General features: G+C 43.4%; 15 protein-coding genes and 3 pseudogenes. 16 read left to right on the top strand and 2 right to left on the bottom strand.

What is annotated here, in order from left to right:
* Positions 1 to 167: 167 nt before the first annotated feature.
* The 8 genes and pseudogenes from I3X05_RS07950 (at position 168) to I3X05_RS23725 (ending at position 4,590) form a co-directional block, all read left to right on the top strand.
* Positions 168 to 455 carry a type II toxin-antitoxin system RelE/ParE family toxin gene (locus I3X05_RS07950; RefSeq protein WP_001162670.1) on the top strand — a complete coding sequence of 96 codons (288 nt, stop codon included), beginning with the start codon at positions 168 to 170 and terminating at the stop codon, positions 453 to 455.
* 10 nt (positions 456 to 465) lie between these two features.
* Entirely contained in the window at positions 466 to 783 is a 318-nt protein-coding gene (locus tag I3X05_RS07945; protein WP_001232701.1) for a HigA family addiction module antitoxin, read from the top strand.
* Between the two features lie 148 nt (positions 784 to 931).
* Positions 932 to 1,606, top strand: a complete 675-nt coding sequence (locus I3X05_RS07940; RefSeq protein WP_337971137.1) for an ISAs1 family transposase — start codon at positions 932 to 934, stop codon at positions 1,604 to 1,606.
* Positions 1,579 to 2,055 carry an ISAs1 family transposase gene (locus tag I3X05_RS07935; RefSeq protein ID WP_337971136.1) on the top strand — a complete coding sequence of 159 codons (477 nt, stop codon included), beginning with the start codon at positions 1,579 to 1,581 and terminating at the stop codon, positions 2,053 to 2,055. Before I3X05_RS07940 ends, I3X05_RS07935 begins: the two co-directional genes overlap by 28 nt.
* Before the next feature lie 1,174 nt (positions 2,056 to 3,229).
* On the top strand, positions 3,230 to 3,313 hold the full coding sequence (locus I3X05_RS23730; protein ID WP_226980388.1) for a DUF3709 domain-containing protein: 84 nt from the start codon (positions 3,230 to 3,232) through the stop codon (positions 3,311 to 3,313).
* A 35-nt stretch (positions 3,314 to 3,348) separates the two neighbouring features.
* Positions 3,349 to 3,555 (top strand): DUF3709 domain-containing protein, encoded by a 207-nt coding sequence (locus I3X05_RS07925; RefSeq protein WP_346017193.1) that lies wholly within the window; start codon positions 3,349 to 3,351, stop codon positions 3,553 to 3,555.
* Between the two features lie 293 nt (positions 3,556 to 3,848).
* Positions 3,849 to 4,268, top strand: a pseudogene (locus I3X05_RS07920) (GNAT family N-acetyltransferase).
* Positions 4,269 to 4,407: 139 nt separating this feature from the next.
* Positions 4,408 to 4,590, top strand: a pseudogene (locus tag I3X05_RS23725) (hypothetical protein).
* Here I3X05_RS23725 and I3X05_RS07915 read toward each other — a convergent pair.
* Complete coding sequence (locus I3X05_RS07915) at positions 4,543 to 5,544, bottom strand: ISL3 family transposase (protein WP_337971166.1); 1,002 nt, start codon at positions 5,542 to 5,544, stop codon at positions 4,543 to 4,545. The pseudogene I3X05_RS23725 and the gene I3X05_RS07915 sit on opposite strands and share 48 nt — an antisense overlap.
* Before the next feature lie 588 nt (positions 5,545 to 6,132).
* Between I3X05_RS07915 and I3X05_RS07910 the strand changes: the two genes are divergently transcribed.
* The 3 genes from I3X05_RS07910 (at position 6,133) to brnA (ending at position 7,168) form a co-directional block, all read left to right on the top strand.
* Positions 6,133 to 6,489, top strand: coding sequence for a hypothetical protein (locus tag I3X05_RS07910; protein WP_045570554.1), 357 nt, complete (start codon positions 6,133 to 6,135; stop codon positions 6,487 to 6,489).
* Positions 6,490 to 6,669: 180 nt separating this feature from the next.
* The gene (locus tag I3X05_RS07905) at positions 6,670 to 6,936 is read left to right on the top strand and encodes a BrnT family toxin (RefSeq protein WP_000589156.1); all 267 of its coding nucleotides are present in this window, start codon (positions 6,670 to 6,672) and stop codon (positions 6,934 to 6,936) included.
* On the top strand, positions 6,923 to 7,168 hold the full coding sequence (gene brnA / locus I3X05_RS07900; RefSeq protein WP_000643598.1) for a type II toxin-antitoxin system BrnA family antitoxin: 246 nt from the start codon (positions 6,923 to 6,925) through the stop codon (positions 7,166 to 7,168). The genes I3X05_RS07905 and brnA overlap by 14 nt, the downstream gene beginning before the upstream one ends.
* 821 nt (positions 7,169 to 7,989) lie before the next feature.
* On the opposite strand, the gene I3X05_RS07895 is transcribed toward brnA, so the two are convergent.
* Entirely contained in the window at positions 7,990 to 9,117 is a 1,128-nt protein-coding gene (locus I3X05_RS07895) for an ISAs1 family transposase (RefSeq protein WP_337971135.1), read from the bottom strand.
* Between the two features lie 205 nt (positions 9,118 to 9,322).
* Between I3X05_RS07895 and I3X05_RS07890 the strand changes: the two are divergent.
* The 5 genes and pseudogenes from I3X05_RS07890 to tnpB (I3X05_RS07870) all read left to right on the top strand — a co-directional run.
* Positions 9,323 to 9,532 (top strand): annotated as a pseudogene (locus I3X05_RS07890) (IS66 family insertion sequence element accessory protein TnpA); the annotation flags it as partial.
* Positions 9,529 to 9,729 carry an IS66 family insertion sequence element accessory protein TnpB gene (gene tnpB, locus I3X05_RS07885; RefSeq protein ID WP_197541328.1) on the top strand — a complete coding sequence of 67 codons (201 nt, stop codon included), beginning with the start codon at positions 9,529 to 9,531 and terminating at the stop codon, positions 9,727 to 9,729. The pseudogene I3X05_RS07890 and the gene tnpB (I3X05_RS07885), both read left to right, overlap by 4 nt.
* Before the next feature lie 511 nt (positions 9,730 to 10,240).
* Complete coding sequence (locus I3X05_RS07880) at positions 10,241 to 10,390, top strand: hypothetical protein (protein WP_226972604.1); 150 nt, start codon at positions 10,241 to 10,243, stop codon at positions 10,388 to 10,390.
* A 6-nt stretch (positions 10,391 to 10,396) separates the two neighbouring features.
* The gene (gene ltrA / locus I3X05_RS07875) at positions 10,397 to 11,506 is read left to right on the top strand and encodes a group II intron reverse transcriptase/maturase (RefSeq protein ID WP_337971134.1); all 1,110 of its coding nucleotides are present in this window, start codon (positions 10,397 to 10,399) and stop codon (positions 11,504 to 11,506) included.
* Positions 11,507 to 11,539: 33 nt separating this feature from the next.
* On the top strand, positions 11,540 to 11,740 hold the full coding sequence (gene tnpB, locus I3X05_RS07870; protein ID WP_139046257.1) for an IS66 family insertion sequence element accessory protein TnpB: 201 nt from the start codon (positions 11,540 to 11,542) through the stop codon (positions 11,738 to 11,740).
* The last annotated feature ends 46 nt before the right edge of the window (positions 11,741 to 11,786 follow it).

Here is an 11,786-nt window from a genome sequence, read left to right as displayed (position 1 = left end):
TTTGGGGGGGTGAAAGTGGTGTGCTGAAAGTTGATTTAAGCGGCATTCACCCCTTAACGCGGCGTTATGTACTTTTCTGAAATCCTTCCTACAAATCAAACTTGTGCACAGTGTCATTATGCGTTAGTCTTTGTTTATGGATGCACAATGAGACAGTGCAAGTTGCAATGGCATTAGAATTTAAAGATAAGTGGTTAGAGCAGTTTTACGAGGATGATAAACGACATCGTTTAATTCCTAGTAGCATAGAGAACGCTCTATTTCGGAAGCTGGAAATCTTAGATGCAGCTCAAGCTGAATCAGACTTAAGAATTCCACCGGGTAATCGTTTTGAACATCTTGAAGGAAATCTTAAAGGTTGGTGTTCAATTCGAGTGAACAAACAGTATCGTTTGATTTTTCAGTGGGTTGATGGTGTTGCACTAAATACTTACTTAGACCCACATAAGTATTGAGGTAACGACTATGCGTAAGACAAAACGTCGTCCAGTTAGCGTTGGGGAAATGTTAAAAGTTGAATTTCTTGAACCAATGGGCATCACATCAAAAGCGCTCGCTGAAGCGATGGGCGTACACAGAAATACGGTGAGTAATTTAATTAATGGTGGTGTGTTAACAGCTCCGGTAGCAATCAAGTTAGCCGCGGCATTAGGTAACACCCCAGAATTTTGGCTTAACATTCAACATGCAGTTGATCTTTGGGATACGAGAAATCGTTATCAAGAAGAAGCAAAGTTTGTAAAGCCGTTGTTTGTTTCGCTGGAACAAAGCGCACGTACATAACAAACGCTTCAAGAGGGACAGCCAGGGTTCGCGCATGTTATTGACGCACCTTTTTATCGAATTTCGGGATAAAATTTTTAGAAATAGATTGAATTAGCGATCTTGACGTGATCTTATACTGTTAAAAATAAAGCAGGATAAGACGAATATGGATTACAGCGAATTTAAAGAGCATTTTAGCATATTGAGTGATACTCGTCAGGCAAGAAAATCGACCTATAATTTCTTCGAAGTGATGTTCCAGGTGGTGACAGCGATGCTGTGCGGAATGAAGACTTGGGATGAAATCGAAGGCTTTGGTGAGGAAAATTTAACCTGGTTTCGTAAGTTTAGTGACTACTCTTCTGGTGTGCCTAGTCACGATACCTTGGCGCGAATAGTGGGTTTGATTGATCCAGATGAGTTTTCATTGTGTTTCGTTCGATGGTGTAATGATATTCGGCGAGAAAAATCCTTAGTGACCCATCATGTTGCCATAGATGGCAAGTCATTAAAAGGTACGTATGATTATAGTAAAAACAAATGCTTAACTCATATGGTGAACGCGTATTCTGTAGATACTGGCCTTGTGCTAGGGCAGTTGAAAACGGATGAAAAATCGAATGAGATCACGTTAATTCCCCAGATATTGAAATTAATCCAAGTTGAAGACCGAGTTATCAGCCTAGATGCCATGGGATGTCAAAGAGCCATAGCGGAAGATATTGTTCTTAGAGGCGGTGACTATTTAATGTCCGTTAAGGATAACCAACCTCGTTTACATGCTCTTTTCAATCTCATTTTTCTTTTGAGAAATTGGCAGAATATTCGTCTCACGCAGTAGAGCAAGAAGAGGCAGGTAAACGTGGTCGCAAGGTGATAAGGACCTACATCACGGTCCCATTTACCCAAGAATTTGGTGATTTTGCTGTTGATTGGAAAGGTTTAAAAACATTATGTATAGCAGTAACTTACCAGAAGTCGAATAGTGAATCATCGGGAAGTCTTGGTATTCGGTATTTCATCTCATCGAAGGAACTGACGCCGGTTAGTTTTGGCGAATTGTGTCGTGGTCACTGGGGTGTAGAGAGTATGCATTGGTGGCTGGATTGTGTGATGGGAGAAGATGATAGCCGCATTACTTATCAGCATGCGGCAGAGAATCTTTCGCGCATACGTCAAATGTGCATGAACTTGATAAAGTTAGTAGAAATGAAAGGCACTTTGAAAAGGCGGCAATTAAAATGTGCGTTAAATACAGAGTTTCGAGAGCACGTGTTATTTGGGACTTAACAATTATTTAACTCATGCGCAAGCCGTGGAGGGACAGCCAACGCGTGGCATTTTTACCATGCGTTGGCTTTTGTGATTACGATGTTATGCGGCAAGTTGGTAGTGGCGTTGGCTGCCCCTTAAGCGGGCGTTATGCTTAATCACCAAAAATCAGTGGGTTATGGTTCTTCTTTGTTCCTTTGGCTTTTCAGTTTTGAGTTTGTCGGCAAGTTGGCTTCAGTGGGCGCTGTTTTCTGGACACTTATTCTTTGGCGCTGGAAATTCAGAGCGTTGCCTCAATCAATTTTCGGGCAAGCGTGAGGTTAGGGCGGTTGGCGCAATCAGCAAATTGAACTTAGGTTTTTAAGTTTTAGCAGCCAAATTTAAAAGTCTGATTTTCAAAATCATGAGTCATTTCCGTTTTTTAGGTTTTGGCTTTTGCTTGTGAATCAAGGTCGAGTTAATCTTGGTTTTATCAAAACGTAAGTCATTGAAGCTTAAGCATAACAAAGCGTTCAAGTGGGATTTGGCACGCGTGGCATTTTCAGTTTGCGTTAGGTTTGGTGGTTACGGCATTGTGCGGTAACTTGTGTATTGCGTGCCTGCACCCCTTAACGCGGCGTTATGCAACTCAGGTAAATTTAGGGGGGCAATCTTTTGGATTTCTCCGGCCATTGGTTTTGTGTTGTCGGCAAATGAGCATTGCTACCCTAAAATTCGTGGTTAACTCAAACCGTAAAACAGGCAAGGTTCTTTGTTTGCCTCAATGAGTTTTGGTGCTGGTTTGTTGTCAATTCAGCGTGCGCAAAGTGTGGAAAGGGCAAGTTTATCGAGCATTTTGTACTTGCTGAAGTTTTCGCTCGTTGAGTTTTCCTGATTCAAAAGCTTGGTTGGTTGCTGAAAGGTGGGCTTTGTTTTGGCGGCATATTTATCACGGCTCTGGCTTGGGTTGATTCTTGAATCACTCAACCATTGCAATGGTGGCTTTTGATCGAGTAAAGTCAGTTTATCTTATTGAATTTGCATAACAAACGGTTAAAGAGGGACTGCCAACGCGTGGCGGTTTATGTTCAAATCGGCCTTTGTGATTACGGTTGTTATTTTGAGTTCAGTGTTTTGCGTTGTCAGCTCCTTAACCGGGCGTTATGCTTAATCCATAAAAAATCAGCAGGTTGTGATTGTCGATCCCTTAGGCATGTTGTTCAGGTTTTGTCGGCAATTCAATATTGTTTTTCGCTGCCTAATGAAACGGCAATGTATCTGGCGTTGTAAATTCTGAGTGATTGCCTCATTGGGTTCTTGAGTCTGCGCGAGTTGAGTTTTGCTCTTTCAAGTTGCTTTGAGCAGTTTGGTGCCTTTACTTGCAGGCTGAAAGTTAGTCGGCAATTGAGCATTGTTTTTCGCTGCCTAATGAAACAGCAATGTGTCTATCGCTTCAAGTTTCAGCGTGATTGTCTCATTGAGTTATTGTGCTCATGCGTGGTGAGTAGGTTTGTCGGAGAGGGTTTCCACTTTGGCTGATTTGCAGGATGAAACCCTGTATTGGTCAGTTTATAGGTAAAGTTTGAGTCAGTTCTAACTCAAGAGAATTCGAGGTTTGGTTAATTATTTCAATGAGTTATTCTTGGTTTAGTTCAAATGTAAAGTGTTGAAGCTTAAGCATAACAAACGCCTCAAGAGGGACTGTCAACGCGTGGCGTTTCCAGTCCCAATGAGCCGCGGTGGTTGCAGTTGTTGTGGTTGAGTTTAGTGGTAATGCGTTGTCAGCCCCTTAGGCGGGCGTTATAAGCAAATTCAGCCCCAGAGGATGAAAAATGGAAATCGAGTACAAAGTAAACCATCCAATCTCAGTTGAACAATTCGTGAGTTTACTGAAGAAAACTTCATTGGGTTAGCGTCGTCCTTTGGATAATGAGTCAACTATTCAGGGTATGCTCGATAACTCTAATTTAATTGTGACCGCATGGCTGAACGATCAACTTGTCGGTGTTGCTCGTTCAGTGACAGATTTCCATTATTGCTGCTATCTGTCTGATTTAGCTGTTGATGAAAGTGTTCAATCCAATGGTATAGGTAAATATCTGATCTTAGTGACCAAAGAAGAGCTGAGCCCAAGCTGTAAATTGGTTTTACTGTCAGCACCGAAAGCACAAGGTTATTATCCGAAAATTGGTTTTGAAGCTCTTAATAGTGCATGGGTTCTATATCGCGCAGAACAGTTGAAAATCAATTAAATCAATGTGTTATTTGCTTATAACAAAGCGTTCAAGAGGGACAGCCAACGCGTGGCATTTTTATTATGCGTTGGTTTTTGTGGTTACAGTGTTATGCGGAAAGTTGGTAGTAGCGTTGGCTGCCCCTTAACGCGGCGTTATGCTTAATCACGTAAAATCAGTTGGTTATGGTTTTTCTTTGTTCCCTCGGCTTTTCAGTTCGGTGTTTGTCGGCAAGTTGGCTTCTTAGAGCGCTGTTTTTCGGACATTTATTCTTTGGCGCTGGAAATTCGGTTCATCCGGAAAATCGATACTTCGCCTCATGACTGGCTTTGATTTTTAACTCAAAAAATTCCCAATCACGATACCCATAGGCGACTTTGTTCAGCGTCTTTATTCGGTTGTTCACACCCTCTACTCGACCACTATTCATCCTTTCATCATAAAATGCCAATATCCCATCCTTATGCTTCCTCAGGGTCTTAGTAAACTTCTCTAGCATCACAATGCCTGAGTGGTTCGCTTCATCTATCCAGCTTTCTAGCCATCTCTCACCCTCTATCTTTGATGGCTGCGACCACAGCATTCTTAACTTCTCTTTTAAATAATAAACCACCGCTAAGGGCTGATTGGCTGCGAGTGCTCGCTCCAATCTCGCTTGGCCTTGCTCATCTAACCTATCGGGATTACTTACCAATAACCAACGAGTATTCTTAAGGTATTGAGCGTCATTTTTGTTACTCATCGAATTTTGTAGTTCACGCCTGAACTCTGTCAGCTTTTCATTAAAACGCTTCACCACGTGGAAACGGTCAATGACCAACTTCGCCTTCGGGGCGTGCTGTTTTACCGAAGAGATGTATGCCTGTCCCATATCGGTGGCGACGGCTTCAATCGGCTTTTTACAACGCAGCTTCCGTTTCCAAAAACCGTCAAGGCTTTCGGCCTTCTTTCCTTTCTCTGTATAAATGACGGCACTTGTCTTCATATCAATCACAACCGTCATGAAGCCACTTTTTGAGCCACAGTAAATCTCATCAATTCCAATGTGAGTGACGTTTTTAAGACAAGGTTGAGAGTATCGCTTTTGCAGGTAATGCTTCTGAATATCTTTCACTGTATCCCAACAGACACCACATAGCTTGGCAATGGCATTGATGGTGACGTTCAATGCTGACAGCGAGAGAACATACTGTTCAAAGCCCTTTGTGTAACGCACTTTGGGACGAGGAACAAAGTTAAGCGGCAAATACCCGAGTGTATTACAAGCTCGGCATTCAATCCGCTGGTTTGCTATCTGGATGTAACAGGGGCTAGTGCCGATTGGCGTAGCGATGAAACGGCGAACCTTACCTCCTTTTTTTTATGACATCACGACTACGACATGATGGACATTTAATATGAGGATTGTGTGCTACGTGAAAGATGGTCGCGTCACCATCAAACTCTGTAGAGCAATAATGGAAAGGGCCGCGTATTCCAAAGCGATGGTAAAGAAGTGAAGTTGACATTAACTGGCTATTTTTGGCGATATGGTATCAGAAAAGCCATTCAGGTATCGATTTTCCGGATGAACCCGAAAACGTGTTTTCAAAATTTACTGGTTTTTAAAGCAAATGAACGGCCACAAAGTTTGAGTCATTTCGGGTTTTAAAACTCAGGTGGTTTGTCGTTTTTCCAAACTGGGTTAGTCTCGGGTTTGGTAAATCTAAGGTGCTGAAATTTAAGCTAACAAACTGCTTAAGTGGGATTCGCAATGCGTGGCATTTTTAGCATGCGGTGAGTTCTGTGATTAAGTTGGTGTGCGGTCGCTTTTGCAGTGCATTGCTCACCCCTTAGCATGGCGTTAGCACTAACCATAAATATTAAGTTTCGAGGTATAAACATGATTTTCCAAAGTAAGTCTGGCGAAATTGAGCATGGCACTCATCTTTGCCAAGAATTGAAAGCTTTCCTCATAGAGCATGAAGAATCTTTTGGCTCATCTCTTGTACCTGATTTGTCACATATTAACTCTCGTGCAGAAAACCACACTGGAATTGATATCTTCGATGTTACTTTTCTCGGTGGTAATGAATACCAGCTTGATTACCAGTATCAGTGGTCAGTTTACAATGGTTGTGCTGACATGGATCTTGAGGGAGAAGAAGAATCTTCAGTTACTTTCACCCTTGAGGATGATGGCGAAGTAGAGTTCGATATTCTAGAAGTCGAAGAACGCAGCACAATCGAAGAATTTTAGTGCTAACAAAGCATTTAAGAGGGATTCACAACGCTTGGCAATTTTGGTTTGAATCGACTTAAGTGTTTACGGCACAATGCTTTAGGTGGGGTGGTAGCGTTGTTCACCCCTTAATGCGGCGTTAGCCGTCATCAATAAACAAAGTTTGCCTAATGAGTAAAAAGGGTGTAGTTTTTACTCATGATTAAATTTGAATTTGATGAAAACAAAAGCAGAAGTAATCTCGAAAAGCACGGTATTGATTTTCATACAGCTCAAGGGTTGTGGAATGATTCAGATCTTATCGAGATCCCTGCTAACACGAGTGATGAGCCCAGATATTTGGTTGTCGGCTTACTAAACGGTAAGCATTGGTCAGGAGTAATTACCTACCGAGGCACGAATATCAGGATTATCTCGGTTCGGCGTTCACGGAAAGCGGAGGTAAGCCTTTATGAAAGCGCATGAATTTGATGCCAAGTTTGAAAGTGACGACGATGATATCGTAATGGACTTGGATCTATCGCAAGCAAAAAGACCGATGCATAAGCAAAAACGAGTCAATGTAGATTTTCCAGCCTGGATGCTTGAGTCCTTGGACAGAGAAGCGAGTCGTATTGGTGTAACACGTCAATCAATCATTAAAATTTGGCTGGCAGAAAGGTTAGAGAGCGTGTCTCATCATTCAAGTGTGAGATAAACGGCTAACAAAGCATTTAAGAGGGACTCACAACGCGTGGCATTTTTGCCGTGCGTTTGTTTTTGTGATGAATGTGCTATGCATTAAGTGCTTTTGTGCGTTGTTCGCCCCTTAATGCGGCGTTATGCTTAATCACCAAAAGTCAGTGGTTTATGATTGTTCTTTGTTCCCTTGGCTCTTTAGTTTGGTGTTTCTCGGCAAGTTGGCTTCAGTGGGCGCGGTTTTCTGGACAATTATTCTTTGGCGCTGGAAATTCAGCGAATTGCCTCAATCAATTTTCGGGCAAGCGCGAGGTTGAGGCGGTTGGCTCAATAAGCAATCTGATCTTAGGTTTGTTTAGTATTAGCGGTCAAAGTTCAAAGTCTGATTTTCAAAATCATGAGTCATTTCAGTTTTTTGGTTTTTGGGTTTTGTTTGTGAATCAAAGCTGAGTTGATCTTGGTTTTGGTACAACGTAAGTCATTGAAGCTTAAGCATAACAAACGGTTCAAGAGGGACAGCCAACGCGCGGCATTTTTACCATGCGTTAGTTTTTGTGGTTACGGTGTTATGCGGAAGCTTGGTAATGGCGTTGGCTGCCCCTTAACCGGGCGTTAGGGCTTACGAAATAATAGATATTGGAGTCTATCGAATGGAGTTGGTTGCTCAATATGGCACAAGTGTTTTGGTGCTTGGTTTATCAGGGATGCTGTTCTTTGTTCAGCTATTGGTCGCCGATGTTGTAGGCATAAAAAAGGGACATATACCAGGGACAGCGGTCACGGACGGGCATGAAAGTTTTCTGTTTCGTTCTAATCGTGCCAGGGCGTCCGCATGAATGGTTAGAATTTAGTCATTGACTTAAATCCAGCAACTAAGACTTGCTCCAAGAAGCCGGGGTTCATCATGCAACGTTTCTGCTTCATTGGCACACTAATTTTGCTTGGCTCAGCTCTTAGCATGTTAAGTGCCATGTGTCTTAAACCTGCCAAATTTTCAGCCGCGTTTTGTCGGTAAATCTGACAAGCGTCTTCTCGCATGCTCACATCTAAAATCCAGTGCATTGACTCTATGCCCCAGTGGGCTCGAATGGCATTTCCTGCCTGCTCCGCGGTCAGGTCTGCTGAACTTATGTAGTAGCGGTACTCCAACTTTGGCGCTTTACCTTTGGCTACTCGGTAATTTTCAACCATGACAATACTGGCGAGTCCGCTCCACGTTGAGAAGTCACCCTCTAACTCACTAGCCTTGAGTACATGGCAAGTACGTGCTTCAACGCGGCCTTTTTGTTTCTCGATTTGATAGGTGGTTTTGTCAATTGGGGCACGGCGGTGTGGGGCGAAGGCTGTCTGTATGGCTGCCGACAACTTGCCTTGATTCCCCTTTACTGCCAACAAGTAATCACCGCCCTTGCTAGTGATCGCCTTGGCAATCTTGGTCTGGCAGGCCATCGCATCAATCGTCACGATAGCTCCTCGCAAGTCGAGCATCTTAATAAGCTCTGGAATCGCGGTAATTTCATTGCTTTTATTGTTGGTTTTGAGTTGACCCAGTACCATTTGGTTAGCACTTGCATAGGCGCTCACCATATGGATGGTGCTTTGCCTGTCGTCTCTATCGTAGGAGCCGCGCAAAGTCTTGCCATCAATGGCAACCACCTCACCAAACGTCATGGTATGTACCGCATTCATCCAACCCAGGAAGCAGTCGCGAAACTCGGCAGGATCAATATTTGCAATCAAACGAGCAAAGGTATCGTCGACAGGCACACCGTTTTCAAACAGCCCCTGTTTAAGAAACCACTCATGGTGGCCAAGAACATATTCACGAATGTCAGTCCAGCCTTGACCTCCGGCTATCACGGCACAGATAGACCCAAACAAAATATCAAACAGAGGATAATCAACTTTTGCACTTTGCCGTTTGTCACGGATGATACTGAAATGCGCTTTGATGGTATTAATATTCATGGTCGCTCCCCAAAAGAAGAGCATAAGATCACAGACCGTGCTTCAGGTCAAATTTAACCTTGCGTTGTACAAGAAATGTTCATGATCTTGCCCTGTGGTGAGAAGTGGTCCCAAGACAGAAACTCAACTATTCATCTAGAAGTTAACAAAACAAAATGGTTGCCCTGTTCCGAGCATGTGAATTTCTGTAAAAGTCCACTTCTCCTCAACATTCTATGCCAAGCGTCAGCAACTCAATAAAACTGACGTATCTCTAGGCTTTGTCCGAGCAGAAGTCGTTGAAAAGACCACAAAGTATCAAGCCATTCACGCTGTCGTTGCCAACATGACACTACTTGTAAACAGTGTTGAACTGAGCATCCCACAAGGCACGCCAGCGACCTATCTTGCAGAACTTATCGGTGCGCTGTCATGAAACGTATGCTCAGTGCTCCCGAAATCTATCTCTATCGCGAAAGCGTCGATTTTAGAAAGTCCATCAACGGCCTCGCTGCGATGATCGAAAATGACACCGACTTGCCCTTGGGCAGCGGCGCACTGTTCCTATTCACCAACAAACAACGCGACAAAATCAAAGTGTTGTACTGGGGTGTGCCACGAACAAAAGGCTAAGTCCTTTTGGAGCTGTGCTACTGATGGGAGATGGCCTCCCGAAATCTGCCTGTAGGGGTCGGTTTCAAACCGCCAAGTGCTGCTGTATTTAAGAGGTATGGTAGTGAGCGACTTTGGAAAAGGTATCAATAAGATATCAGGTATGAATCAAGAAGATGAGCGAAAGCAAACCGTCCGATGACGCATCGTTAAGGATTAAGCATTGTCAAAACTAGGGGCGCCCAGTAACCCTAGGATTAGCTGAAAGGAAACCTACTTACTGTTTCAGCGGCAATCGGTGTATAGGCGGCATGAGCTTGATTTAGGCGGTAGCATGGAACGTGGGAACCTGGATTTGAGTGTTAAGGGAAATGACAAATGGCAAATACCATGAGGAAGAATACCGATATCAAATACAGGGACGGAGCTGCTCGTAGTAGTGATGAGTCATCTGTAATGGATGAGGAGCGAAGGGGCAGCATTATCCAGTTGATGAAATTCAGTCAACCTAGCAATGTTAGGGAGGAGCCAGATGGCATCAACAAAATCGTTTGATATTTCAAAACAACTCGTTTGGAGGGCATATCAGCGTGTAAAAGCTAATAAAGGCGCAGCTGGTGTAGACAAAATCTCTTTGTCTGCATTTGAGCGAAACCTGAAAGGAAATCTCTACAAGATATAGAATCGTATGTCGTCAGGCTCCTACATGCCACCACCTGTTCAGCAGGTAAATATACCTAAGAAGGATGGTGGCACAAGGAGTCTGGGAGTCCCTACTGTGTCTGATCGCATCGCTCAGATGGTGGTCAAGATGCAAATAGAACCCGAAATAGACAGATGCTTCCATCCTGATTCTTACGGTTATCGACCAGGGAAATCGGCACTGCAAGCGGTAGATAAAACTCGACTGCGGTGTTGGCGAATGGACTGGGTCGTTGAGTTTGATATCAAAGGCGCATTCGACAATATCGATCATGAGCTTCTGATGAAGGCTGTGCGTCATCATGTAAAGATTAAGTGGGCTTTACTGTACATCGAAAGATGGTTAAAAGCGGCAACACTCAATGTTGACAACGTCCTAGAACCTCGTACTCAGGGTACTCCCCAAGGCGGGGTGATCAGTCCGTTACTGATGAATCTGTTTATGCACTATGCGTTTGACACTTGGATAAGTAAAACTTCTCCAAAATGTCCATTTGCTAGGTACGCAGATGACGCTGTTGTCCATTGTCATTCCAAAGCACAAGCAGAGTATTTGCTACGAGCGATTGGAAAGCGCTTGAAGGAGTGTAAGCTTACTCTACATCCAACGAAGTCAAAGATCGTGTACTGCAAGGACAGTAATCGTTCGCTTGATTACCCAACAACGCAATTCACTTTTCTAGGTTTTACTTTCAGACCAAGAAAAGCGAGCAATAAGGAAGGTAATTTGTTTACTAGCTTTTTACCTGCGGTGAGCAACGAAGCGCTAAAGTCCATGCGGTCACGTATTAGATCATGGCGTCTGTCAATAAGGACACCTTCGACGTTGGAAGAGCTATCACGTTTATATAACCCAATAATACGGGGGTGGTTCCAATATTATGGATTTTTTTATCCTACTCAAATGCGCAAACTAGCGGACTATCTGGAACTCAGATTAGGGCGCTGGGCGAGGCGAAAATACAAACGCCTTGCAGGCCATAAACGGAAAAGTGCGCAGTGGTTAAGGCATGTGGCGCAAAGTCGTCCTTGTTTATTTATCCACTGGCATTATTTTGAAGATCAACGATTGGGTAATGGGAGCCGTATGATATGAGAGTATCACGTACGGTTCTGCGAGAGGCTAGAGGTGAAATTCCTCTGGCCTACTCACCATAAAACGGGCTTTGCTCTTTGGTACAAACGCCTTGAAAAAGCCAAGTACAAGTGGCCATCAAAAGAGCAAAACGACGTGTTTACCTTAACTCAATTCGAACTTGATAGACTGCTTTCTGGCTTCACGATTATCGGCCATAAACCCGTTAGAATAAACGATTTTACAATGACTTAAGCGATAATAAAGTCTTATCTACCAAGCATTAACGGCATGATTTTAG

This window comes from Vibrio navarrensis, from assembly GCF_015767675.1.
Taxonomy (GTDB): domain Bacteria; phylum Pseudomonadota; class Gammaproteobacteria; order Enterobacterales; family Vibrionaceae; genus Vibrio.
The sequence above is the reverse complement of the archived record's forward strand: the minus strand, read 5'-3'. Positions and strand labels throughout refer to the sequence as shown.